Origin of the sequence: Acidovorax sp. 94 (assembly GCF_003634645.1) — a bacterium.
Classification (GTDB): domain Bacteria; phylum Pseudomonadota; class Gammaproteobacteria; order Burkholderiales; family Burkholderiaceae_C; genus Acidovorax; species Acidovorax facilis.
This window is the reverse complement of sequence record NZ_RBJA01000001.1, coordinates 3,126,059-3,149,644: the sequence shown is the minus strand read 5'-3', so window position 1 is coordinate 3,149,644 and position 23,586 is coordinate 3,126,059. Positions and strand designations below refer to the sequence as shown.

General features: G+C 59.9%; 24 protein-coding genes. 19 read left to right on the top strand and 5 right to left on the bottom strand.

Annotation, left to right across the window (positions count from 1 at the left end; translation table 11 throughout):
• Positions 1-12: 12 nt before the first annotated feature.
• The 5 genes from C8C94_RS14435 to C8C94_RS14415 all read left to right on the top strand — a co-directional run bounded on the left by C8C94_RS14435 (position 13) and on the right by C8C94_RS14415 (position 6,979).
• The gene (locus C8C94_RS14435) at positions 13-2,556 is read left to right on the top strand and encodes a TonB-dependent receptor (protein WP_233573476.1); all 2,544 of its coding nucleotides are present in this window, start codon (positions 13-15) and stop codon (positions 2,554-2,556) included.
• A 7-nt stretch (positions 2,557-2,563) separates the two neighbouring features.
• Complete coding sequence (locus C8C94_RS14430; protein ID WP_255424239.1) at positions 2,564-3,778, top strand: PepSY domain-containing protein; 1,215 nt, start codon at positions 2,564-2,566, stop codon at positions 3,776-3,778.
• A 364-nt stretch (positions 3,779-4,142) separates the two neighbouring features.
• The gene (locus tag C8C94_RS14425) at positions 4,143-4,811 is read left to right on the top strand and encodes a metalloregulator ArsR/SmtB family transcription factor (protein ID WP_121421206.1); all 669 of its coding nucleotides are present in this window, start codon (positions 4,143-4,145) and stop codon (positions 4,809-4,811) included.
• Positions 4,812-4,929: 118 nt separating this feature from the next.
• Positions 4,930-5,685, top strand: coding sequence for an MBL fold metallo-hydrolase (locus C8C94_RS14420; protein ID WP_121421205.1), 756 nt, complete (start codon positions 4,930-4,932; stop codon positions 5,683-5,685).
• Positions 5,686-5,692: 7 nt separating this feature from the next.
• Positions 5,693-6,979, top strand: coding sequence for an MFS transporter (locus C8C94_RS14415; protein WP_121421204.1), 1,287 nt, complete (start codon positions 5,693-5,695; stop codon positions 6,977-6,979).
• A 214-nt stretch (positions 6,980-7,193) separates the two neighbouring features.
• Here the strand turns inward: C8C94_RS14415 and C8C94_RS25985 are convergent, their stop codons facing one another.
• From C8C94_RS25985 to C8C94_RS14400, 4 genes are all read right to left on the bottom strand, one after another.
• The gene (locus C8C94_RS25985; RefSeq protein WP_255424238.1) at positions 7,194-7,325 is read right to left on the bottom strand and encodes a hypothetical protein; all 132 of its coding nucleotides are present in this window, start codon (positions 7,323-7,325) and stop codon (positions 7,194-7,196) included.
• Positions 7,326-7,707: 382 nt separating this feature from the next.
• Complete coding sequence (locus tag C8C94_RS14410; RefSeq protein WP_121421203.1) at positions 7,708-7,995, bottom strand: YciI family protein; 288 nt, start codon at positions 7,993-7,995, stop codon at positions 7,708-7,710.
• A gap of 47 nt (positions 7,996-8,042) precedes the next feature.
• Positions 8,043-8,639 carry a TetR/AcrR family transcriptional regulator gene (locus tag C8C94_RS14405; RefSeq protein WP_121421202.1) on the bottom strand — a complete coding sequence of 199 codons (597 nt, stop codon included), beginning with the start codon at positions 8,637-8,639 and terminating at the stop codon, positions 8,043-8,045.
• The gene (locus tag C8C94_RS14400) at positions 8,636-9,733 is read right to left on the bottom strand and encodes an alkene reductase (protein ID WP_121421201.1); all 1,098 of its coding nucleotides are present in this window, start codon (positions 9,731-9,733) and stop codon (positions 8,636-8,638) included. The genes C8C94_RS14405 and C8C94_RS14400 overlap by 4 nt, the downstream gene beginning before the upstream one ends.
• A gap of 242 nt (positions 9,734-9,975) precedes the next feature.
• Between C8C94_RS14400 and C8C94_RS14395 the strand changes: the two genes are divergently transcribed.
• The 12 genes from C8C94_RS14395 to C8C94_RS14350 all read left to right on the top strand — a co-directional run bounded on the left by C8C94_RS14395 (position 9,976) and on the right by C8C94_RS14350 (position 19,900).
• Positions 9,976-10,539 (top strand): peroxiredoxin-like family protein, encoded by a 564-nt coding sequence (locus tag C8C94_RS14395; RefSeq protein ID WP_158603827.1) that lies wholly within the window; start codon positions 9,976-9,978, stop codon positions 10,537-10,539.
• Positions 10,536-11,219 carry a TetR/AcrR family transcriptional regulator gene (locus C8C94_RS14390; protein ID WP_158603826.1) on the top strand — a complete coding sequence of 228 codons (684 nt, stop codon included), beginning with the start codon at positions 10,536-10,538 and terminating at the stop codon, positions 11,217-11,219. The genes C8C94_RS14395 and C8C94_RS14390 overlap by 4 nt, the downstream gene beginning before the upstream one ends.
• Positions 11,216-11,569 carry a GFA family protein gene (locus C8C94_RS25980; RefSeq protein ID WP_121421198.1) on the top strand — a complete coding sequence of 118 codons (354 nt, stop codon included), beginning with the start codon at positions 11,216-11,218 and terminating at the stop codon, positions 11,567-11,569. Before C8C94_RS14390 ends, C8C94_RS25980 begins: the two co-directional genes overlap by 4 nt.
• 543 nt (positions 11,570-12,112) lie before the next feature.
• Positions 12,113-12,523, top strand: coding sequence for a hypothetical protein (locus C8C94_RS25475; protein ID WP_147433265.1), 411 nt, complete (start codon positions 12,113-12,115; stop codon positions 12,521-12,523).
• Positions 12,495-13,112: a hypothetical protein gene (locus C8C94_RS14380; RefSeq protein ID WP_121421197.1), complete on the top strand. Its 618-nt coding sequence runs from the start codon at positions 12,495-12,497 to the stop codon at positions 13,110-13,112. The genes C8C94_RS25475 and C8C94_RS14380 overlap by 29 nt, the downstream gene beginning before the upstream one ends.
• Entirely contained in the window at positions 13,106-13,246 is a 141-nt protein-coding gene (locus tag C8C94_RS25640; protein WP_158603825.1) for a hypothetical protein, read from the top strand. Before C8C94_RS14380 ends, C8C94_RS25640 begins: the two co-directional genes overlap by 7 nt.
• Positions 13,247-13,314: 68 nt before the next feature.
• Positions 13,315-14,154, top strand: a complete 840-nt coding sequence (locus C8C94_RS14375) for a hemolysin III family protein (protein ID WP_233573475.1) — start codon at positions 13,315-13,317, stop codon at positions 14,152-14,154.
• 513 nt (positions 14,155-14,667) lie between these two features.
• Positions 14,668-15,900 (top strand): SpoIIE family protein phosphatase, encoded by a 1,233-nt coding sequence (locus C8C94_RS14370; protein WP_121421196.1) that lies wholly within the window; start codon positions 14,668-14,670, stop codon positions 15,898-15,900.
• Between the two features lie 6 nt (positions 15,901-15,906).
• Positions 15,907-16,479 (top strand): SiaB family protein kinase, encoded by a 573-nt coding sequence (locus C8C94_RS14365; protein WP_121421195.1) that lies wholly within the window; start codon positions 15,907-15,909, stop codon positions 16,477-16,479.
• Positions 16,480-16,509: 30 nt separating this feature from the next.
• On the top strand, positions 16,510-16,899 hold the full coding sequence (locus C8C94_RS14360) for a DUF1987 domain-containing protein (RefSeq protein WP_121421194.1): 390 nt from the start codon (positions 16,510-16,512) through the stop codon (positions 16,897-16,899).
• Positions 16,900-17,661 (top strand): GGDEF domain-containing protein, encoded by a 762-nt coding sequence (locus C8C94_RS14355; protein WP_121421193.1) that lies wholly within the window; start codon positions 16,900-16,902, stop codon positions 17,659-17,661.
• Complete coding sequence (locus C8C94_RS14350; protein ID WP_121421192.1) at positions 17,651-19,900, top strand: bifunctional diguanylate cyclase/phosphodiesterase; 2,250 nt, start codon at positions 17,651-17,653, stop codon at positions 19,898-19,900. Before C8C94_RS14355 ends, C8C94_RS14350 begins: the two co-directional genes overlap by 11 nt.
• Before the next feature lie 282 nt (positions 19,901-20,182).
• Here C8C94_RS14350 and C8C94_RS14345 read toward each other — a convergent pair whose 3' ends face one another.
• Entirely contained in the window at positions 20,183-20,773 is a 591-nt protein-coding gene (locus C8C94_RS14345) for a hypothetical protein (protein WP_121421191.1), read from the bottom strand.
• Between the two features lie 291 nt (positions 20,774-21,064).
• Between C8C94_RS14345 and C8C94_RS14340 the strand changes: the two genes are divergently transcribed.
• Complete coding sequence (locus C8C94_RS14340) at positions 21,065-22,051, top strand: IS5 family transposase (protein ID WP_121421190.1); 987 nt, start codon at positions 21,065-21,067, stop codon at positions 22,049-22,051.
• A 271-nt stretch (positions 22,052-22,322) separates the two neighbouring features.
• Positions 22,323-23,545 (top strand): IS3 family transposase gene (locus tag C8C94_RS14335; protein WP_121421189.1). Its coding sequence is split into 2 segments (ribosomal slippage): positions 22,323-22,590 and positions 22,590-23,545, totalling 1,224 coding nucleotides; the frame shifts between segments, so codons are not numbered across the junction.
• Positions 23,546-23,586 lie beyond the last annotated feature (41 nt).

Here is a 23,586-nt window from a genome sequence, read left to right as displayed (position 1 = left end):
AAGGATGATTCCGTGACCATTCCCCTCCACTCCAGTCCCACCCGTCAGCCGCTGCAAAGCCCCGGCGTGCACGCGCTGGCCCTCGCCGCGATCCTGGCGTGTGCGGCCTCGTCCGCCGCCTCCCAGGGGACCGATGCGACCGCAGTGGTATCAGCATCGGCGGCCGTGCGCCTCGATATCCCGGACGGCACGCTGTCCGACACCCTCACCCGCATCGGCCAGCAGACCCAACGCAGCATCGTTGCAAACCCCGCCTTGGTCAAGGGCTTGCGCGCCAAGCCCATCCAGGGGACGCTGACAGCGGAGCAGGCCGTGCGCAAAGCGCTGGAAGGCTCGAACCTGTCGGTGCAGGCCTTGCCGGGCGGCGCCTTGCAGATCAGAGCAGCGGCGCAGGCGCAGCAGAGCGCGCTGGAGCCCACCTCTGCCACCGCCTCGCCCGCAGACACTGAGGCGCAGGTGAGTGCGCCCACGGCGCAGCTGCCCATGGTGATGGTGTCCGACCAGCGCTCGGACAGCTCGCTCATGCAGCCTACACGGCAAGTCACCGTCATTGAGGGCCAGGAGCTGAGCGACCTTCGCGCCACCGCACCCAACCTGGGCGCTTTGCTGGCCAAGAGCGTTCCCGGCCTCTCGGACTCCAGCCGCAATCTCAGCGACTTTGGCATGACCCTGCGCGGGCGCAATGTGCTGGTGTTGGTCGATGGGATTCCGCTCAACACCAACCGCGACAGCTCGCGCACCCTCGCCAGCGTGGACCTCAGCCGCGTAGAGCGGCTCGAGGTGCTGCGCGGCAGCAATGCCATTTATGGCAGCGGCGCCACCGGCGGCGTGATCTCGGTCACCACGCGGCCTGTGGGCGGCAAGCCGGTGGCGCGCACCACGGTGGGTTTTGATGCCTCGCTCGCCAAGCTTAGCAGCGAAGGTGTGGGTGCCCAGGTGCAGCACTACCTGTCGGGTGCGGGCGAGGTGGTGGACTACGAGGTCGATATCTCCACACGCCACACGGGCGGCGCCTTTGACGGCCACGGCAATCGCATCGCCCCCGATGCCAGCCAGGGTGATCTGTTCGACTCCAACACCTACAGTCTGGGCGGCAAGCTGGGCTTTCGCATCGATGCGAACCAGCGCATCCAGCTCGCGGCCAGTGACCTGCGCACCCATCAGAAGTCCGACTACGCCAGCGATCCCAGCGTAAACAAGGCGCCCCTGGGCAGCACCACGGCCCGGGCCATCAAGGGCCTGCAGCTGGCCGAGCAGAACCAGGTTGAGAACACCCTGCTGAGCGCCAGCTACGCAAACAGGGACCTGGCCGGTAGCATGCTCTCGGCCATGCTCTATGGCCGGGACAACTACGTGCGATTTGTCCCATCGGACTCCCGCAGCAACACCAATCGCGGCAACTTCGTGGACCAGGTCATGCAGAACAACAAAGTGTTCGGCGGCCGCCTGACCATCACGACCCCTCTGGGCAAAGACAAGCACACCAAGCTGGTGTGGGGGGCAGACTATATCCGGGAGCGCAGCAATATGCCCCTGGACACCTTCGACGCGGCCACCTACGACGCCAGTGGCGGCCTCGTTTTTCGCCGCACGGGGCAACGCACCTACATGCCCTGGGTCACCGTGAAAAGCGCGGGTGCATTCGGGCAGCTCCAGCACAGGTTCAATGACCAATGGTCCGTCGAAGGTGGCCTGCGCTACGAGAAATCGCAAGCCAGCTTTGACGACTTCCAGCCGCTGTCGCAGTCGCGCCTGGCCAACCCCGCCACCGTCGCTGGCGGCAAGGTTTCCTACGACGCGGTGCTCTACAACGTCGGCCTGGCCTTCAAGCCCGTCAAGGACCACGAGATCTACGCCTCGTTCAGCCAGGGCTTCGACCTGTCCGACGTGGGCTTGCAACTGCGCAACGCGGGCGCCAAGTTCGACATCCGCTCCTCCGAGCTGGAACCCGTCAAGACCGGTAACTACGAAATTGGCTGGCGCGGCGCCGTCGGCAATACGATGGCCACGCTGGCCGTTTTCCACACCCGCTCTAACCTGGGCGCAGTGCAGTCCTTCAACAACGGGCTGCACCTTACCCGCACGCGCGAACGCATCAGCGGTGTGGAGCTGACTGCCGACCACTATCGCGACACATGGTCTACCGGCGGTACGCTGACCTGGATGCAGGGCCGCGAGACACCGCCCGGCCTTACCAGCGACCAGATCATGACTGGTTACCGCATCCCGCCCCTCAAGATTACCGGCTACGTGCAATACCAACCCAGCGCGCGCTGGAGCCTGCGCACGCAGTTCAACTGGTTTGGCTCGCGCGACTACCGCTTGGCCAACGGCCTCACCCAGTTTGCACGTGCGGACGTGCAAAGCTACTACAGCGTGGACCTCGTCGGGCGGTACCAGTTCGACAACAAGAACCACCTGACCGTAGGCGTGCAGAACTTGTTCAACAAGTACTACCTGCCGCTGTACAGCCAGCTCATGCGCAGCGGTCGCAATGACAGCCGCCTACCCGCCGCCGGGGCGACCCTGACGGTTAGCTACGCGCACCACTGGTGACTCGGCCGTGGCTCGCAAGTTCTGGGTAGGGCTGCATCGCTACCTTGGCCTCGCAATGCTGCTGCTCCTGCTGGTAATTGCCCTCACCGGCAGCGTGCTGGCGTTCGCGCATGAGATCGATACCTGGCTCAACCCGCGCCTGCTGCGCGTCGGGCACACCCGGCCCGCCCTGGGAGCCGACGAGCTGGTCCGCCGCATCGAGCAGGAAGACCCACGCCTGCGCGTGAGCTTGATGCCCCTGAGCGCCCCCGCAGGCAGCACCTATGAAGTGCGCGTGGCGCCAAGCACCGATGCCGCCACAGGTCAGTCCCACGCCCTCGGCTTCGACCGTGTGTATGTCGACCCCGCCACTGGGCAGCTCCTGGGTCGGCGCCAGTGGGGAGCAGCCCGGTTGGACCGCGCGCACCTCATCCCCTTCATCGACATGTTGCACCGCAGGCTGCAACTGCCCGGGAAATTGGGCCTCTGGGTGACAGGCGCGCTCGCTCTGGTGTGGCTTGCCTCGTCACTCCTCGGTGCCTGGCTAACGCTTCCCCGCATGTCCACTTGGCGCCAAGGCTTCTGGCAAAAATGGAAGCCCACGTGGGGCATCAAGCGCGGGGCATCCGCAATCCGCCTCACGTTCGACCTGCACCGTAGCGCAGGCCTGTGGAGCCTGCCCTTTGCCATCGTGTTGAGCATCTCGGGCGTGTACTTCAGCCTCGCCGATGAAGTGTTCAAACCCGTGGTGAACTGGTTCTCCACGGTGCACCAGCATCCCGTGCGCTCGCTGCCCGCCATCCCAGACCCAGGGCGGCTACCCGCCTTCGGTATCGACGAAGCGGTATCACGCGCACGATCCCATCTGGCCCCCGAAACCCGGCACTACCAGCCCTGGTACGCCAACCACCTGGCCCGGCAAGGTGTGTACCGCATCGCCTTCAAGGAACCCGAGATGTTGGAACACGCCCTCAGCCTGCGCTACGAACAGGTCTATCTGGACGACCAGCACGGCGAGCTTCTCGCACTGTACGGCTACCACCACGCCACGCGCGGCGAGCGCTTCGTAATCTGGCAGTACCCGCTACACACAGGCCGGGTGCTTGGGCTGTGGGGCCGTATCGCTGTCTTGTTGGCCGGTTTGGTAACTTGTGCTCTGGCCGTCACAGGGCTGATGGTCTGGAACAGCCGGTGGCGCGCACGAGCGAGAAAGGGATCGCTCAGCCAACGGCACCGCCGGTAGGCAGCTCAAAGTTGGTTACGGTCTATCAGACCAGCAGGTGCACTCCCCGCTTTCTTTAATATCGAACAATACGGGCACCATTCGACTGCCAAAGAAGATTCAGGATGCCCAACATTGACGGGGCTCACCGCAACACGCGTACAAGATGCCGTCCGCGCTGAAAGCTCCGGTGCTTCATCCATTTCGCCTCTCGATCTCGTCGTCTACCCTGCAGACGGAAATGGCTGAACAGATTGAGATAGTTCGCACATTTCTCGCTCGGCAGTGGCACCGTAGAGCTCCAAGCCCTCAGCAAACTCCGGAGCTTCCAAGTCTTACGGTGACGAAATTTCTTTTTCATTCAAACATTCATTAGAATGAATGTATGAGAGAACTCAAGAATCAGCTCTACGAGCAAGTAGCCCGTATTGGCAAAGCCATTGCCAGCCCGAAGCGCCTGGAACTCATCGAATTGCTGTGTCAGGGCGAGAAGACTGTCGAAACCCTGGCGACCCAAGCCGATATCAGCGTCAAGCTCGCCAGCGCCCACCTGAAAGAACTGCGGTTGGCTTGTTTGGTGGATACCCGCAAAGACGGCAAATACGTTGTGTATCGCCTGGCTAGCACCAGCGTGGCGGACCTGTGGGTCACCCTGCGCACAGAGGCTGAGGAGCGTCTGGTCGATTTGCAGATGGCGCTGGCATCCATTTCAGAGCCAGGCGCCGACCTTCAAGGCATTGACCGCAGCGAAATCCTGCGCCGGGCTGCTGCAGGAGAAATCACCGTCCTGGACGTTCGGCCTGAGGAGGAGTTCAGCGTGGCGCATCTACCCCACGCCCGCTCGGTTCCCCTCGAAGAACTCAAACAGCGCCTGGCCGAGCTGCCCAAGGATGTGCCCGTGGTGGCATATTGCCGGGGCCCGTTCTGCTTGATGGCCAAGGCCGCCACAGAACTGCTGCGCAAGAAGGGATACCAAGCTTTCCACCTGTCCGACGGGGTGGCGGAGTGGCGCGCTCGCGGACTACCCGTTGCCAGCCCGTCAGAGCTTGCGTAAAGAGATGGACCCCGGGGCGCATCAACCGACTCCTTGTCCGCGCCCCGGTCCGGGCTACTACTAAACCACCTTCCATATCCCCGACAGCCACGGCACGGGGCCCCTCAAGGAGACCACCATGTTCTTTCGCCAACACCTTGCTGCCAATGCAACGCTCTCCTATTTCTTCGGCTGCGCCGGTCTTCAAAAGGCCGTCGCAGTCGATGTAGTGGCCGGTGATGAGAGCTGGTTTCTCCAGGAAGCTGAAAAAGCTGGGGTACTCATCGCGCACGTCATCGACACCCATGTTCACGCCGACCATTTCTCGGGCGGTCCGGAGCTTGCGCGCCTTGCTGGTGCCAGCTACCACCTTCACGAAAGCAACCTTGGGAGGACGGCCTTTGCGTTCTCCCCGCTGCGCGACGGGCAGCGGTTGGAGTCTGGCAACGTGCTGGTGGATGTCATCCACACCCCGGGTCACACCACTGACAGCGTGTGCCTGCTGGTCCGAGACCTGCGCCGTGGGGACGAACCCTGGTTCGTCATCACAGGCGACACGCTCTTTGTGGGGGCAGTCGGCCGTCCCGATCTGGCGGGACACGAGCGTGAAATGGCTGCGCAGCTCTACGACACGCTCCATACCAAGCTGTTGTCGTTGCCCGCCGAACTCGAAATCTACCCAGGCCACCAGGCAGGGAGCAGTTGCGGCGCAGGGCTGTCGGGCAAACCCGCATCCACCATCAGCTTTGAAAAGCGTTTCAATCCCATGCTTTCGATGTCCAGGGATGCCTTTGTGTCTGCGTTGACTGCCGACATCCCACCGCAGCCCGCCGACATGGAGCACATCGTGCAAGCCAATCTGCGTGGCGCGGTCCCAGTCGCAGCAACTGTCTGAGCTGACAATGAATTTCGGTATCCGCGCCAATCTCGGTCAGTTTCTGCAGCAGCTGCTGCAGGTGCTGCTGGTGGGCATGACCATTGGCATGATGCGCAATGTCGTGCCCGCGCTGGCCGAGACCGAGTTCGGCGTTCCGCGCGGATCGTTCATGCTGCTGGTGGCGTTTGTGGTGGCTTTTGGCTTCGTCAAAGGCACGATGAACTTCGCCGCAGGGCGCCTGGCCGAGGAGCTGGGGCGCAAGCGTGTCCTTCTGTTCGGCTGGCTGGTGGCCTGGCCCATTCCGGCGCTGATCTACTTTTCGCAGAGCTGGTCATGGGTGGTCTTCGCCACTGTTTTGCTGGGCGTCAATCAGGGGCTGACCTGGTCGATGACGCAAACCGCCAAACTTGACTTCACCCGCGCCGACCAGCGCGGCCTGGTGATAGGCCTGAATGAGTTCTCAGGCTACCTGGGGCTTGCCATCGCCGGTGTTGCTACTGGCTATCTCGCTTCAATACTGGGGCCGCGCGTGGGCCTGCTGTGGTTTGGCGGGGCGGTCATCGGTCTGGCGACATTGCTGGCATGGACCTCCGTTGCTGAAACGCTGCCCTGGGCGCGCGACGAGGTGAAACGGCAGCCAGGCGCAGGCGTCACAGCGCTCCGGCCACGGTATCCCGAAGCGGCGAGAGAGCATCCAACAACCGCAGAGATGTTCTTCTTGATGAGTTGGCGCGACCGGCGCATGGCAGCCCTTTGCCAGGCCGGACTGGTCGAGAAATTTGTGGATGCACTCGTCTGGGCCTTGTGGCCGATCTACCTGCACCAGCAAGGGCTGAGTCTGCCGGGCATTGGATGGATAGTGGGCGTCTACGGTTTCACCTGGGGCGCCGCACAGTTCTTCACAGGCAGGCTCTCTGATCGTGTTGGGCGGCACCTGCTGAATGTATGGGGAATGTGGGTTTGCGGAGCCGGGGTTGCGCTCATGCCGCTCGGTACTGGATCGCTGTGGTGGAGCATGTCCGCCGCCATAGCCGGTCTCGGTATGGCCATGCTGTACCCGAATCTGAGTGCTGCGGTGGCCGATATTGCCCATCCTCGTTGGCGCGCTTCTGCCATCGGTATCTACCGGTTCTGGCGCGATCTTGGTTATGGCATCGGCGCGCTGGGCCTGGGCGCAGCCGCAGCATGGGGAGGTGGACTAGAAAACGCCTTCTGTTTCGTCGCCATTGCCATGCTTGTCTCTGGAGGCATCCTTCTGCACTGGGGCGAAGAGACTCACCCACGGCTCAACCCCGCCGTGGGTAAGCGATGAGTACAGACTGACTCCGGCGCATCGGAACTCTGGCTTCACGAACTGGTGCCGTGATCGGGTCCGTCCCCACTCTGACGGTAGCCTCTGAGTTGCTGAACTTGTTTGGCCGCAAAGCGCTTGCGTTTTGGTCGCCAAACTCGCATGTCCTAGGAACAGAAAAAAGGGCCAGCGTCCATGAACGCCGGCCCTTCACGCAGTAGCTAGGTGCTAGCTATCAATCGCAGCAGCCCAACATTTCCAGGCAGCACTCGACGAGTTCTGCGCAGCAATCGGTTTGGGCCATAGCCACGCCTGCAATCGACAGCAAGAGAGTGGCCACACTGAACTTCAAAAGTTTGTTCTTCATAGGAATGTTCCTGTTTAGGTTGGATGGAAATTGAGAAATCAACCCAACCCTAGTCAGGAGGTCGCCACACCGATGCCCGCCAAGAAGCCCAGTCCTTCACAGAGCCGTCTGGCATGCCTGTGGACTGAGGTGAATCCGACCTGCGGGACAGCGTGGAGGCCATCAGGTGCAAGCCGCAGGGTTGGCAGCCAGGAACGGCGCACCCATCCACATCACCGCATTCGGTAATACAGCAATGCCCATAAGAAGAGACACTTGCCGATACCGTCTGGGTCAGGAAAACGCTACCCAGCAGTATCAGAAAGATGACGAGGATTTTTCGCACAACGGAACTGTACCGCAGGAGCCAACCGGCCACGAGAGACCCTCTGAAGTCCCAAATCTAGGCAAGCAGCGGAGCGAATTCCTCAGTCATTCGCGACGGCGCAATGCTGATGATCTCTGGCTCCACAACGTGGTGCTTCACAAAAGGGTCTTCTTCAACCCGAGCGGTCACCTCGGCCTTGTTGAGCTTGACTGCCAGCAGCGCACCGCCTTGCGAATTCTCCAGAGACCCGGCGAGCAAGAACACCCCATCGTTGATCCCCTTTTCAATCCACTCCTCGTGTCCGGCCATCCACTGCGCGGCTTGCGAACGATTGGGCCCGAACTTGAGCAAGACAATGTGCATGAGAACTCTCTCCTATTGATCGCGATATCAGAGTTGGAATCTGTAATCTACTTTTGCGACGCGCCTTGACCCGCTGCATCCAGCACCCAGGCTTCGATCTGCTTGACCTCATGACGGATGAAGGCCTCGTCATGGAAGGCGTTGGCCAAGGAAGCAATGCCTTGGCTTCGTGCCAACAGGTGCATGGCCAGAACATCGGCATCCTTGATGCGACCCAGCTCTACAAACTGCTGCGCCAGCCAACGTCGGAACTGGCCAAAGATCATTCCCGCCTCGCCTTGTGAGGGATGTTCGAGCTTTGCCAGTTCGACGCACAGCGTTCCTACTGGGCAACCGAAGCGCTGAATGTCCTTGCGGTTGTCGATCAGCATCTGGGCAAAGCACTTGAGCCTCTCGATAGGCGTGCGCCCCTTGAGCGCCCAGGTGTCCAGCATCCCCTGCGTCTTGGCCGCTCTGTGAGCGATAACTTCTTTGAGGATGTCGTCCTTGGTTTTGAAGTGATAGTAGAAGTTGCCGCGTGAGATGCCCACTGCATCGGCAATGTCGGCAAACGAGGTGTTCTCAAAGCCGCGTTGATAAAACAGAAGATCGGCTTTCTCGACGATCTCCTGCCGTGTACTTGGTTTGGGGGCTGCGGATTTCATGCTGCCGCCATTGTTGAGGGCGATTGCTCAGTGGCCGTTGGATAGTCCGTGTATCCACGCTCGTCTCCGCCATAGAACGTCGCCAAATCAGGAGTTGCGAGAGGCAGATCATGTCGAAGCCGCGTGACCAGGTCTGGGTTCGAAATGAACGGCTTGCCGAAGGCGATCAAATCGGCTGAACCTTGCTCAATGGCCGCCATGGCCCGGGCTCTGCCGTATCCATTGTTGGCAATGTAAGTGCCGCCAAAGCGGCGTCGCAGATCACCATAGTCCACCAGAGGCTCAGCGGCCGACATGTCGCCCTCCAGTACATGAAGATATGCCAAGTGCAATTTGGAAAGCTCTTCGGCGTAGTACCCAAAATGCGCTGCTGAGACGCTGTCGCGCATGTTGTTGAAGTAGTTTTCTGGACTGAATCGCACGCCCATACGGCCCTTCGGCCAGATCTCGCTGACTGCCGCCACGATCTCCAGCAGAAACGTCAACCGCTTTGCGGGTGATCCTCCATATCGGTCGCTTCGTTGATTGCTTCCATCCCGAAGGAACTGATCAATCAGGTAGCCATTCGCTGCGTGGATCTCGACACCGTCAAAGCCTGCGGCTTTCGCCACTGCGGCGGCCCTCTTGAACTGGTCCACCACTTGAGGGATCTCCGCGGTGGTCAGCTCTCTTGGCGTCAAGAACGGCTGCATTCCACCGTATGTGACTGCCAAGCCTTCGGGCTTGATCGCTGAAGGGGCGACGGGTAGCTCTTCGTCCACCTGAAGACTGGGGTGTGAAATACGACCACAGTGCTGTAGCTGGGCAAAGATGTGCCCGCCTTTGGCATGGACCGCGTCCGTGACCCTCCGCCATCCCTGTGCCTGTTCGTCCGTGTAGATCTCGGGCGTTCCAGGATATCCAACCCCCTGAGCCGACACAGGAGCAGATTCGGAGATCACAAGCCCGGCGTCACCACGCTGTCCGTAGTGGATTGCCATGAGAGGGGACGGTACGCCCTCTGGTGCTGCGCGGTTGCGCGTCATCGGCGCCATGACGATCCGGTTGCCGAGCAACATGTCGCTCAGCATGAAGGGGGTAAAAAGCTCATGCATGCAAGACTCCAAAGGTTTAGGTCATTCGTCCTAATATCGTAGGACGAGTGACCTAATCATGTCAACACGCGCTTGAATGCTGAACCAGTTCAAACGATAACCATCAGGGTCTGCGATCAGCGGCAGGGGTGGCGCTTCTTGGGGAGCACTGGGAGGCCACATGAGAGCAGCGACCGCATCGCTACCGCTCATCGACTGATCCTGCTATATTTGGTCGAACGTCCAAATATTCTCAGATGCCAATGAAGCGACTTCAAGCCAACGACCGCGCTCCCGAGTTTGCGACCCGTGACTTTCTCGGGGCGCCTGTCGATTTGCAGTCCTTGCGTGGCCGCAGGGTGATGCTGTCGTTCTATCGGTACGCGTCCTGCCCCTTGTGCAATCTGCGGATGCGCGATCTCATTCGTAGTTATGACGCTTGGTCAACGCAAGGACTGAGCTTGGTTGCGGTGTTCCAGTCCCCCGCCTCTTCGATTGCAACGCATGTTGGGCGTCAAGATGCACCATTTCCTATCGTTGCAGACCCAGGCATGGAGCTGTATCGCAGCTACTGCGTAGAGCAACGGTGGACTGCGATGTTGACGCCGTCCGTTCTGCTGAATGCAGCCCGTGCGATGAAAGCCGGCATGCTTCCGGGCCGCGTGGAAGGGCCCGCCAACAGGGTCCCGGCGGATTTCCTGATTCGCGAGGATGGGGTGATCGATGTTGCCTATTACGGAACCGATGTGGGCGATCATTTGCCGTTGGATCAGATCGAGCGGTGGCTTCACGCTGGGTCTCCGCAGTTCAACGGAGCTCCAGCGTGAAAGGCGAGCAGACACGCGAGCGCATCGTTTCTACAGCTTTGCGGCTGTTTCATGAACGGGGATATGCAAGCACATCATTTGCCGATGTTGCTGAGGCGTCCGGCCTGCTCAAAGGCAACCTGGCCTACTACTTCAAGACCAAGCCAGAGTTGCTCGCAGCGGTGACCGACGCGCGCCAGCAGGCATTGAATGTCGCTCTGTCAGGAGAGGGGGATAGTGGTTCGCAGTCCTCCTGCACACGCGATGCCCCGCCGTGGGAGGTCATCGAGCGACTGCTTGCCTATGTCGAAGCATCGGCGGAGGAATTGGCCATGATGGGGTGCCCACTAGGCAGTCTAAGCACAGAGCTCGGAAAGCGCGGAGGGGTCGATCTGCACATGCCCGCAGCGGTCCTGCTCACCGACTTGCTGGAATGGCTTCGGGCACAGTTTGCACGCAAATGTAGTGCTGAAGATGCCGTGGGCTACGCTGAGCATCTGCTGACTTGCTTGCAAGGTGCGGCGGTGGTGGCTCAGGCAACGAGGGATCCCGGGGTGGTCATACGGCAAGTGAACGGTTTGCGTAGATGGTTGGCTCATGATGCGTTCGGGAGCGAGCGCGCCAAGGGTGGTGCTTCTGCCCTACAGCCGACCTCGGCAGCAGCGCGTGCTGCCCTCTCGAAGAGGAGTAAGCATCAATGAAAAACTATGTGGGTCACTGCCATTGCGGGGCAGTGAAGTTCGAGGCTCTGATCAGCCTTCAAGATCCGTTTCAGTGCAACTGTAGTTTTTGCGTGCGCAGGGGGGCTGTGATGCACCGGACAGAACTTGGGTCATTTCGCTTGACCAGCGCTGATCCGAAACTGACCCCAAAGTCATACGGGTCGAAAAACTTCGCTCAGCACTACTTTTGTCCTCAGTGTGGGATCCAGTGCTTTACGGATATCCGGCGCAATGGGCAGCAGACCTACGCGGTAAACCTGGCATGCATCGATGGGATGAGCCTGAACGGCATTGCGCCGCGCATGTTCGATGGGGCGAGCTTGCCGTAGGGGCCGGCGGCGAGCCGTGCGCTTGCAACGCGCAGTTGAATCCGTCTAAGGTGCGAGCGTCATTCGCCAGAGCGTCAATCCGAAGGGCTTGCACGTACGGTGTGTGAACCAAACCGGACATTCGTGTTCTGGCGTCGGAAGGCAGCAACCGCTGCGGACCAGTCGATTGAAACCGCTACGGCAGGACCAGGCAGATCTGAGTCATCCGCGGTCCAGCGCATGAGCGGCAGCAACCGCAAACATCCGTCGTTTCACGTCACCGACCTGGAACGGTCGCCTCACTCTCGGAATCTGCCGCTCGATCGTGCGGTTCGCTGTGAGCCAGGCACTGCGTTTCACGCAAGACGATCTACCACGACATCTGCGCCATACGTGTGGGTGAGTTGTGCAAAAAAAATAGCCACATTGCGCCATACCCCTAACAATCGCGTACCGAATAGCAAGTGCCAAGAGCGCAGACGCCAGACTCCAGGCAAGCAGCGCATCCATGTGCGCACACCCGAGATTGACAACCGCCAATCCTCTGGAAACCGGGAGGGAAACTTGACCAAAGTTGAAGGCAATGAATGTGCAGCGGGTACCTCGATGGCACCTGGGGAAACGGCGCTGTTCCAGTGCCAGCCCGCGCTACGGGAAGGCTTGTACTCCCAGGTTGTGCTGGGGCGACCCATTCACTCGGCCGTGATGACGGAAATCAACACCGCGCTCTCACCGATCGGCATCGCGAGCGCCGACACCGTCATGAGCGAAGGCGGCCCCGGCGAAGGCTCAATCACCTGCGAAGTCAATCTCGAAATCATCGTCCGATCCAGAAGGCAACCACCAGGGCTGGACACGCTGGGTTCGCCGTCGGGGCTGGAGGGCAACGATGGCAAACAGGCAATACACGGCGTGTTGTCACCACTTTCACCAACAGGAGAAACCCATGGGCATTCAACTCAATTTCATCAATAAATCCAACGACACGAACAACTCGGAGGTCGTGATATTCCAAAAGAACGTTGCGACCAACTTCGACGAGCTCGCGGTGGCCTGGCTGGTCATCAAGTACTGCGGCCCAGGCGACAACCATCCGTTCACCTTCCCCATGAGCATGCAGGTCGGCGCCAGTGACAGCTATGGCAACTACACCCCGCAGCTGGAGGCCCAAAATGGCCAGCTGTTCCAGATGACCTTGACGACTTCTGGCGACCGGCTCGTGTCTGCAGGCACTGGCTCCAGTCCCAATGAAGTGCAGGTGCTCAATGCGCTGCCCAAGGGTGCTATCAACGCCAGCTGCTACAAGGACGGGAAGCTCCTGGCTATCAAGACCTCAATCGCCCCCCAGCAAAAGGCGGTGTTCCAGTTCAAACCCACCATCTGGATTGGTGTGGCTTCCCAGATCGTGCAGGGCCAGGTCATGAACTCGGCCATCATCTCCAACATCAACACGCAGCTGTCTCTGCTGGGTATTGCCAGCGCCGACATCGTCATGACTGGCGGCGGCCCTGGCGGCAATGCGACGCCTTTCGCATTCCACCTCGAAAACATCGTGATGTGCTGACGCCGCTGCAACGGCATGCGGCCACCCAGCAGAACGCAGCGCTGGTCGAGGAGATGGCTGCCGCTGCCAGCAGTTTGAGCCACCAGGCCCAGGCATTGGTGGAGTCTGTGGCTGTATTCAAGCTGGATCTATGAAGGCTTCCCAGCGGCTACTCGTCAGAGCATCTCCCAGCCCGCCTCCCACTGCAATCCTCCGCAGCCTAGTGGACTGCTCTGCCGGCCAAAGCCAACCGCTGTCCGAGTTTCTCTCGACCGTCGAGGAGATCGAGCAACTGACCGGGCTGAGCTGTAGTGAAGAAGTGCTGGATGCCGATACCCGATATGGAGAAGCATCGTCGCTACCAGTTGGGCAAGATGAAGAGCTTCCCCTTTTCTTCATACCCACGTCACGCCCAACTGATTCACTGGAGCCAATCAAGCACTTCATCCGAATGCGCCTAGGCGAACGCTTCAACACCTGCACCCACTTGTTTGGGTTTGCATTGGCTGTTTTAGGCGTTCCACTCATGCTCACGGCCAGCCTGCCCACTGGCAACCTGGGAAAGATCGTTGGGGGGCTGGTTTTTGCGCTGTCCTGCGTTGCACTGTATGCCGCGTCCACCTTCTTCCATGGCTCGCATGGGCAAGCGAAGTTGTGGTGGCAACGTGCTGACCACTGCGCTATCTACTTGCTCATTGCTGGCAGCTACACGCCCTTTGCATTGGTTGCGGTGCAGGGTGCCTGGGACTGGGACCGCCTGGTGGCAGTGTGGAGCATTGCCCTGCTGGGAATAGCGCGCGAACTTGGTGTCGACTCCCCAAAACCGCCCCTGGTACTCTACATTGGAATGGGGTGGGTCATGGTGGTTGCGGCCGTACCGCTGCTCGCCCAGATCGACGCGAGAGGGCTACAGTGGTTGCTCACCGGGGCAGCCCTCTACACAGCTGGCACGATCTTCTACGTCAATCGCGCCGGCTATCGCCATGCCCATGGAGTTTGGCACTTGTTTGTACTGGGTGGAACGGCGAGCCACTATGCAGCGGTTGTCAGAGTCGTTATGTGACCTGGGAGGTTGATGTTCAGCGACACCACAACTGAGCTCGATCCGAGGTGTCCGTAAGCAGTCGAGCGCAACGTGTGATCACGCAGCATCTTGGCCCGCGCCTTCTTTGTAGCCTTGACGGATGCCCTCGCGCCTCGCCGCCAACCAGCCCACGCTGGACCAAGCCTTGGAATCCTTGTCTGCCATCTCGCGGCACAGCAATTGACGGTACTTCGTTCGGTGCCCAAGTCCGCGCGGCAGACATCCCGAAAGTGCGAAGCGCCCGAATCACTCGGCAGCCTAGGTCATCGGATCATTCGGTAAACCATCCAAGCCACTGCGGACCGGGCACCAACGTATTCACATGTGCGCAAGGTCGCGCAGATCACTCCTGGCGCACTCTGATGCTTAGCCTGAGACCATTCCGGTGAAATTTATTTCAGAACGCTCGCTAAACAACGACTGCGTCACGAAACCGCAATATGGCAGTCGTAACATTTAGACACAACGCCCTCCGGCTTTTTGCCACGCCTCATGCCCGAAACCACCGAATACCTGCGCGATTTCCGGCCCCGATTCCGCCAGCCCAGCGCGGCCGATCTGTGCATCGAAGTGCCGTGCATGACCACTGATCAGACAAACGACAAAGTGATGGAGGTATTCAACCGCCACCGCGACCTCGTGAGCCTCCCCGTCGTGGAAGGCAATCAGCCGATCGGCCTTATCAATCGCAGTATCTTCTTGTCACAGATGAGCAAGCAGTTCCGGCAAGAACTGTACGGTAGAAAGAGCTGTATCGCGTTCATGGACAAGGAGCCGTTGATCGTCGACGAGGCCCTGGACATCGATGCGCTGACGTTCAAAACGGTGGAGTACGGAGAGAAGGCCCTGTCCGACGGCTTCATCATCACGCGCGACGGTGCTTTCGCGGGCATCGGCAACGGTTTGCAGCTTATGCGGGTCGTGGCAGATATGCAGGCCTCTCGAAACCGCCAGATCATGCACAGCATTGAGTATGCGAGTGTGATTCAGCAGTCCACTCTGCGCAGCTCCCTGGATGCCCTGGCACGGGCCTGTCCAGATGCCAACCTGGTTTGGCAGCCGCGGGACATCGTCGGAGGCGACTTCTACCAGTTCAGCACAGATTCAGACGGTTGGTTCGCCACGGTGGCCGATTGCACAGGGCATGGGGTTCCTGGCGCATTCATGACTTTGATTGCGTCAACCAGCCTGAACCAAGCTATTGAGCAAAACGGTCCTCGGGACCCCGCGAGATTGCTGGGCCATGTCAATCGAAGCATCAAGCAGATGCTGGGCCAGATGAACGGCCAGGATGGGACGCCCGGTTCTGATGACGGCATGGATGCTGCCTGCTTCTGGTTCGAGCCTGCGAACGGCCGGCTGATCTTTGCGGGGGCACGACTTTCAATGTTCGTGCTCCGCCATGAAGCCGATGCCGTTGAAATGCTCGATGCTCAACGCAAGGGAGTGGGCTATGTGGACAGCGACTTCGACTACGAATGGCAGAACCAGGAAGCAATTCTTCCCCCGGGGAGTGTGGTGTTCGTTAGTACCGATGGGCTGGTTGACCAGATCGGCGGGCCTCGCGGCATTGCTTTCGGCAAGCGGCGCGTTCGGGAGCTATTGCTCGAGCATAAAGAAAAGACACCTTCAGAGCTCAACGCGGCGTTGCTGGAATCGCTCCGCATTTGGCAGGGCGAGCACCACCGGCGCGATGACCTCACCTTCTTCTGCTTCCGCACATAGACAGATATGACGTCCCACAAAATTGCCGACAAGTACGGCTCGTTCTTCAGCCTGGCGCGCGAGCACCAGGTTATCTTCTATTACGTCGGGTACTTCTCACAGCACATCGTGGCCGCGATGGCCGATGCGGTGAAGCTCCAACTGGAAGTTGCCGGGGTCGCCGCACCAACCCGACGTAAGCTTTTCTCGTCGTTTGTCGAGATGGCGCAGAACATCATTCACTACTCAGCGGACTCGCTTACCCCTACCAGTCAAAACGATGGCGAACTGCGCCATGGATCGGTTTGCATTCGCCGCGAACTCGACGGTAGCTTTTCCCTGCTCTGTGCGAATCCCATTGAACCTCTGATGGCCGAGGAGCTTCGCGTGAAGCTGACTGCGCTGCGCAGCATGACGCTCGAAGAGATCAAGCTGGCCTACCGCCAGACGCTGCGTGAGGACACGCCGGATGGGAGCAAGGGTGCGGGATTGGGGTTCCTGACCGTCGCGCGGGACGCTCGGGAGCCTCTTGAGTTTGATTTCGACGCCAACAATGAGTCTGGCGATTCCCCCGTCTTCTATCTGAAGGCGGCAATCTAAGCATTGAGAGCCGACGAATCGAGACTACCGATGGACAACCTCTATATCGCACCGACGCCCAGTTCGCCCGAGGTGGACTTCAAGTTTGACACGCGCATCCTCAGCCTGCGGGGCGAGTCATATCCAGAAAACGCAGCAGCCTTCTATGGGGACATCATCGCGAAGCTAAGAGAGTTTCTGGCTACACAAAGCGAAATCACGTTAGAAGTGAACATCGCATTGGCTTACTTCAATAGCTCCAGCACGAAAATGCTGTTCAACCTCATTGAAGCGCTGGACAACGCCGCCGCGGCAGGAAACCGCGTCGTGCTCAATTGGTATCACGACGAAGAAGATGACACCATTCTCGAGTTTGGCCAGGAACTGAGTGAAGATTTTCCGGTCATCGAGTTCGTCAACCATTCGGTCGGAGCCGCTTGAATGCTGGGCGCTCCTTCGGGGCACCCTCCCGACATTTTCGACGCAGAGAATCAAACGCTATTGGCGGCGAGGGCTGCACACGCGGCCTGCCCAAGCTCCGCGCAAGAAGCATGTGGGCAAGCGCTTGGCGATTTGATTCTTGCCTATGAGCGACTCCTTCGGGAAACGCGTAGGCTTGTGCGGCGCAGCGACCGGGCCGAGCTGGAAATGAACCAGATGAACACGCGGCTTCAGGACTTGGCCGCCGAGCTGGAACACCGCGCCAATCACGATCCGCTCACCGGCGTCCTCAACCGGGCGGCTGTCATTGAATTGGTCAATCAACACTTCGGCCGGGAAGATCTCGCGTTGATCGTTCTAGACATCGATCATTTCAAGCGAATCAACGACAGCTTCGGGCATCCGATGGGTGACCGGGTCATCCAGGGCATAGTGGCTTGCCTTCAGACTGTCGTTCCTACGACCGCTCACATCGGGCGTGTTGGGGGCGAAGAGTTCACCGTCGTGCTTCCGCGTCATGGTGGAGCGGCATCCGAGCGCGTAGCGCAGGATTTGCGCCACGCTATCGAAGCCTACGCATTCGATCTGCCTGATGGGAGTAGCGTCACTGCCAGCTTTGGGGTGTGCTGGGGGCCCGCCGGCAGTGACTTCGACAGCGCGTACGGCCTTGCTGATGAAGCGCTCTACGTCGCCAAGCGAGGGGGCCGAAACCAGGTCCGTCTCGCGACCAACACCTTGCCGTCTGCCGAGCATGTTGTCTGAGACTGAGGGGCGCTGGACTGATGCAGGGTTGACCACTCTTGACGCAGCACGACAAGACGAGCCCAACAGCAGAACAAGCTGGCGAATACTCGTCGTAGACGGTGATCCCGACGTTCACACTGCAACTCTGAGTGCGCTTGAGGGCCAAACGCTGTTTGGACGACCCTTGGCGTTCACGCATGCGTTCTCGGACGACGAAGCACGGTTGCTGCTGCTGCGTGCACATGACCTCGCCATGGTCATACTCGACGTGGGGGCGGAGCAGGCCAGCTCGGAACTCGACCTGGTCGACTTCATCCGCCATTCCGCGGGCCTGAGAAACACCCGCATCGTCCTTCGAACGGGTCAACCGGGGCAGGTCCCTGATTTGGAAACACTGCTCAGGTACGACATCAACGACTACCGGACCAAGGCGGAACTCACTAGAGATCGGCTTCTGGCCATGGTCGTGACAGCAATTCGGTCTTACAAACAGCTCTGCGCTGTAGATGCCAGCCGATCAAGCCTCGAACTTATCGTGCGATCAAGCGCATCTCTTCTCGAAACAAAGGGCGATTGCGAGTTCGCTTCGGCAGTGCTGACCCAAATCTCCGCGCTGCTGAAGGTAGAACGAGAAGGCATGGTCTGCGCGCAGCGTGGGGAAAGCCAGCGTGACTACTACGTGATGGCGGCATCCGGAAAATTTTCCGAGTTTGTGGATCTCCCGCTCGATCTGGTGACGCCAGGACCGGAACTGGACCTGCTTCTCAAGTCGGCGGAAAGCAAAAGCAACATCTACGGCAAGGACGGGGGGCTGGCGCTGCACATCGGGCACAAGGATGAACAAGACCTCGTCGTGTTCATCCACGTGCCCAGGGACCACCACGGACTTGACCGGCAGGTACTGGACGTGCTGCGCGCCAATTTCGGAACCCTCCTGCACAACCGAGGTCTCCTTAGTCGTTTGCATGAGAGTGCATACCACGACCCATTGGTCAACCTTCCCAATCGCGCGCACTTTGTCCACGAGGTCAACGAGTGCGCACGGCATGGAACGAACGGCCACATTCTGGCATTGGTCGACATCGACGACTTCAGCGCTACGAACGACGTGATGGGTCACCGGTTCGGTGACCGGCTTCTGGAAAAGGTCGCCCGCTGCCTCGAAGCGTCTTTGCCTCCTAGTGTGCTGCTGGCCCGTCTCGGGGCGGATACCTTCGGCGTCCTCGGATCTGTACGACACGTACAGCCTAGACAGTTGCTGGAGTGCATCCGGCACCCACTGAACATTGATGGCGTGCCGCACAAGGTCTCGCTCACCTGTGGGTATGTGCTTTTGCCAGAGGAGCCACGAGCAGGAGCTGACTTGGTCAAGGATGCCACCATTGCCCTCAAACGTGCCAAGCGAGACTACCGAGGTCAAGAACTCCAGTACGCAGATCTGATGGGCACGGAAGCACGAGCTCGAGCATTGCTGCGATCTGAACTGAGAGAAGCCATTGAGAACAAGCAACTGTTCCTTGTCTATCAGCCCCAACTGAACCTCTGCGGCCATACTCTGGTCGGGCTCGAGGCTCTGCTGCGATGGCGTAAGGGCGACGGGAGTTTTGTCCCTCCAGATCAGTTCATCCCCGTTGCCGAACATTCTGGCCTCATCGTGGGATTGGGCGAGTGGGTTCTCAACACAGCCTGTTCAACGATGCGCGAGCTTCTGAACGCAGGTACCGCCCCACAGAGAATGGCCGTGAATGTTTCCACGGTGCAGTTGCAGGACCCTGGATTCTTTGACCTTGTCTGCGCAGCGCTGGCGACCAACGGGTTGCAGGGCCTACACATGGAGCTGGAGATCACTGAATCAGTCGCTGCGCTTCCGACTCAATTCTTGGAGCAAACCCTCTCAGCCCTACGAGCGCAGGGCATATCCATTGCAATCGATGACTTCGGGACCGGATACTCGTCGCTGAGCTATCTTGAGCGGCTGCCTCTGGATCGCATCAAGATTGATCGTTCCTTTGTTCGTCAGTTGAGTGAGCCTCGCAGCGCCCGAATCGCCGAGATGGTGGCTCAATTGGGGCGAAAGCTGGGGCTCAGCGTATTGGCGGAAGGAATTGAGGATGCGACTGTCTGGAATGCACTCGTCGGAATGGACTGCCAGGAAGGCCAGGGATACCACATCGCAATGCCTATGGAAGCGCATGCGCTGGTTGCCTGGGTGCAGCGTCATATGGAGCGAAGGGCCTTAGTCCCCAAAAGCTGCTAAAGAATCTCTGCACGAATCCCTTTTGGCCGTGCAACTACGGTATCTGAGCTGTTGGCGCCGATGTAGAAGTAAGCCACTTTTGACTCATGTGCCGACGACCCCGCGATCCACGCGAGTGGCTCTATCCCCACACGCCTGTTGGGTTCGGGGGCGGAACAAGGGGCGCAGTCGAAGGTCGGCGCGATGGCTCACTCCGGTCTCGGCGGCAGCAAGCCTGACCGTCGGCATCATTTTGGTCCAGTCCAAGGCGCGACCAATCAGCCCTCGCGGAAGGCGGTTGCCTCAACGCGGTGTCTGCCCAGACTTGGTAGACGCCGCGGGCTTCACCAGCCGCGCGATCTCACCACCGCACGCGCTGAAGTTGCGGGCGTATTCCTCGGGGTTGTCGAACAGCACCTGGGCTTGCATCAGGCGGTCGAGTTCCTGTTTTGCGTAGAGCAGGATGCCCGCGCTGCTGCTGCCCGAAGCCCAGGGATAGTCCAGCTCGCGGAACTGGCGCGCGATGTCGCGGTGAATGCGCACATGCGTCTGCTCGTGTTTCATCACGTGCGCATAGGCACAGCTGCCCGGCGGGATCTCGCTGGCTACGCGCAGCACCGGTTTGATGTAATCCAGCCGCACGAAGACGCCCTGGCAACTGGTCTGCGGCATCACCGCCAGCTTGGTCTCGACAACGACGTGGCCGAGTTGCGTACCGCGGCGGCCGGCGCCCGCGCCGATCTTCGTCAGTTCGGCGGCCGGTTTGGCGTTGTCCACTTCCGGGTCGGCGAACCAAGCCGCAGTGAAACGCACTGCCTTGTCGCAGGGAGGCAGGTTGGCGGACTGCGCCTGGAAGCAGGCGCTGGCCAGCAGCAGAGCGAGGAGGCTTTTCATCGTAACCTTCTGGTTATCGGCAAGACGCGCTCTTCCTGAAGCGGTGGCCGCAAGGCGGCTAGCCTGACCGGGGCGGACGAGCATGCCCGGCGCCGGCTGGTCGCCAGTTGGCGTTTTTTCAGCCTCTGATCGCATTGCCTGAAATCGCATTCGACCTGATTTTGCATCGGCGCAATGGCTCGCATCCCGCCCAGCTTTGGTTCAGAGGACTAATCGCAGAGTGCTAGGGACCCTCTGCACAAATCCCTGCGTAATGTGCTTACCAAGGCTTGAAGCCGAGACAATAAGGCCATGAAGCAAAGCAGCCTGGGCCTGAGCAATACCACCAAGCGCACCCGCAAGCGCGAGTTCCTGGACGCCATGGAGTTGGTGGTGCCCTGGGCCGAGTTGGTCTCGCTCATTGAGCCCTACGCCCCAGAGATAGGACGCCAGGGCCAGCAGCCCTTTGCAGTGCAGACCCTGCTGCGTATCCATTTCATGCAGCAGTGGTTCAAGCTAAGCGACCCAGCCATGGAAGAGGCGCTGCACGACGTGCCAGCCTTTCGGGACTTTGCCGGCCTGTCTCACTGGGACGAACACATTCCCAGTGAATCGAGCATCCTGCGTTTTCGGCATCTGCTGGAGCGCCACAAGCTGGCCGATCAGATCCTCGCTACGGTCAATGCACTGCTGCAAGCCAAAGGGCTACAACTCAAAGCAGGCACGGTGGTGGATGCCACGCTGATTGCGGCGCCGACGTCCACCAAGAATGAAGGCAAGGCACGAGACCCCGAGATGCATCAAAGCAAGAAGGGCAATGAGTGGTACTTCGGTATGAGGGCTCACATTGGCGTGGATGCGGATTCAGGCCTGGTGCACAGCGTACGAGGCACCAGTGGGAATGTGAACGACGTGATCGAAGCCAACAGTCTGCTGCACGGACAAGAAACTGATGCCTTTGGCGATGCAGGCTATCAAGGTGTAGACAAGCGGCCCGATGCCAAAGCTGCGGTGCGCTGTCATGTGGCCATGCGTCCAGGATTGCGCCGGGCTTTGGACAAGGACAAGCCTGTGGATGTGCTGATCGATCAACTTGAGCGCACCAAGGCCAGCATCCGGGCCAAGGTGGAGCATCCCTTCAGGGTGCTCAAGCAGCAGTTTGGGTACGTGAAGGTGCGCTATCGTGGGCTCAAGAAGAACACGGCGCAGATCGTCACGCTGTTTGCGCTGGGCAATCTGTGGATGTCAAGGCACAAGTTGCCGGCCTGCATGGGGCAGGTGCGCGTGCAGGGGGCGTAAAGCCTCCGATATAGGGGCAATGGCCCTCGCCAAACGCCTGCTGGGTGCGCTGCGCACGCCTCATTACTCAAAGCGAGTGCTGTTTTAGTTCAGGCATCGCTGTGACATAACCAGAACCGATTCGTGAAGAGCTTCCCTAGGCATCGTTGTGACCAGATACTCTGAAGCTCGTGGATATAGGAGCCGCGCTATCGCCCAAACGCGATATGACCTTGCCCCTGAAAAGTGGAGTTCTTAGCCCTTGTTGAAAATATCGACAAGGAGTTGAGAGATGAGTGAAAAGCAGGTGCGTGCGCAGTACACGCGAGAGTTCAAGCTGGAAGCCGTTCGGCAGGTACGGGCAGGTCAGGCCATTGCAGTGGTGGCCAAGGTACTGGGCATACCCAAGGCAAGCTTGGGCAATTGGGTGCGGCTGTCAGCCAAGGGAGACCTGGACTGTGCTGGCAGCGCAGACAAGGTTGCCAAAGTCTCGCCCGAGCATATGGAGATTGCCCGTTTGCGCGCCGAGGTCGCGCGGCTTCGCATGGAGCGTGACATTGCAAAAAAAGCCGCGGCGTACTTCGCGCAGGACACGCTGCGAGGTACGCCTGGATTGACCAAATGAGAAAGTTGTATCCGGTGAGCGTGTCCTGCGAGGTGCTGGAGGTCAGCGCCAGCGGCTACTTCAACTGGCAGCGCCAGCCAGACGATGGTCATGCAAGCCGCAGCCCTGGCCGACGTCACAGCGACGAAGCCCTGCTGGCGCACATCCGTGCCATCCACGCCGAGGTCAAGGGTGAATACGGTTGGCCGCGCATGCACAAGGAACTGCTGGCCCGTGGCATCCGTGTTGGCAAAGACCGAGTTCGCAAACTCATGCAGCAGCACTGCATCAAGGCCAGGACGAAACGCAAGTTCGTCGTGACCACCGACAGCCGCCACAGCCTGCCGGTGGCGCCCGACTTGGTGCAGCGGCGCTTTAACCCTCAGGCTCCCAATCAGCTCTGGAGTGGCGACATTACCTACATCCAGACCGATGAGGGCTGGCTGTACCTGGCCGCTGTCATTGACCTGTTCAGCCGCCAGGTGGTGGGTTGGAGCCTGCAGCCACACATGCAGGCGGGCCTGGTCAAAGATGCGCTGGCCATGGCGTGGTGGCGCCGTAGGCCACCAACTGGGGTGATATTCCACAGCGACCGGGGCAGCCAGTATTGCAGCGCAGAATTCCAGGATGCGCTCAAGGGCTGGGGCGTGCGTTCATCGATGAGCAGGAAGGGCAACTGTTGGGCGGACTTGGGGTTTTGCCACAACGCGCCGACCGAGAGCTTCTGGGGGCGACTGAAAACGGCCAGCGTGCATGGGCAAAAATTCGCCACCCGTGAGCAGGCAAGGCAGGCGGTGATGGACTGGATGGCCTTCTACAATCACCGCAGGCTGCATTCAACGCTGGGTTACGTCAGTCCGATGCAGTATGAACAACGCTGGTACGAGGCACAGCGTAAAAAGGCCGCGTGAATCGTGGGTTAAGAACTCCACGAAACAGGGGCAAGGTCAGA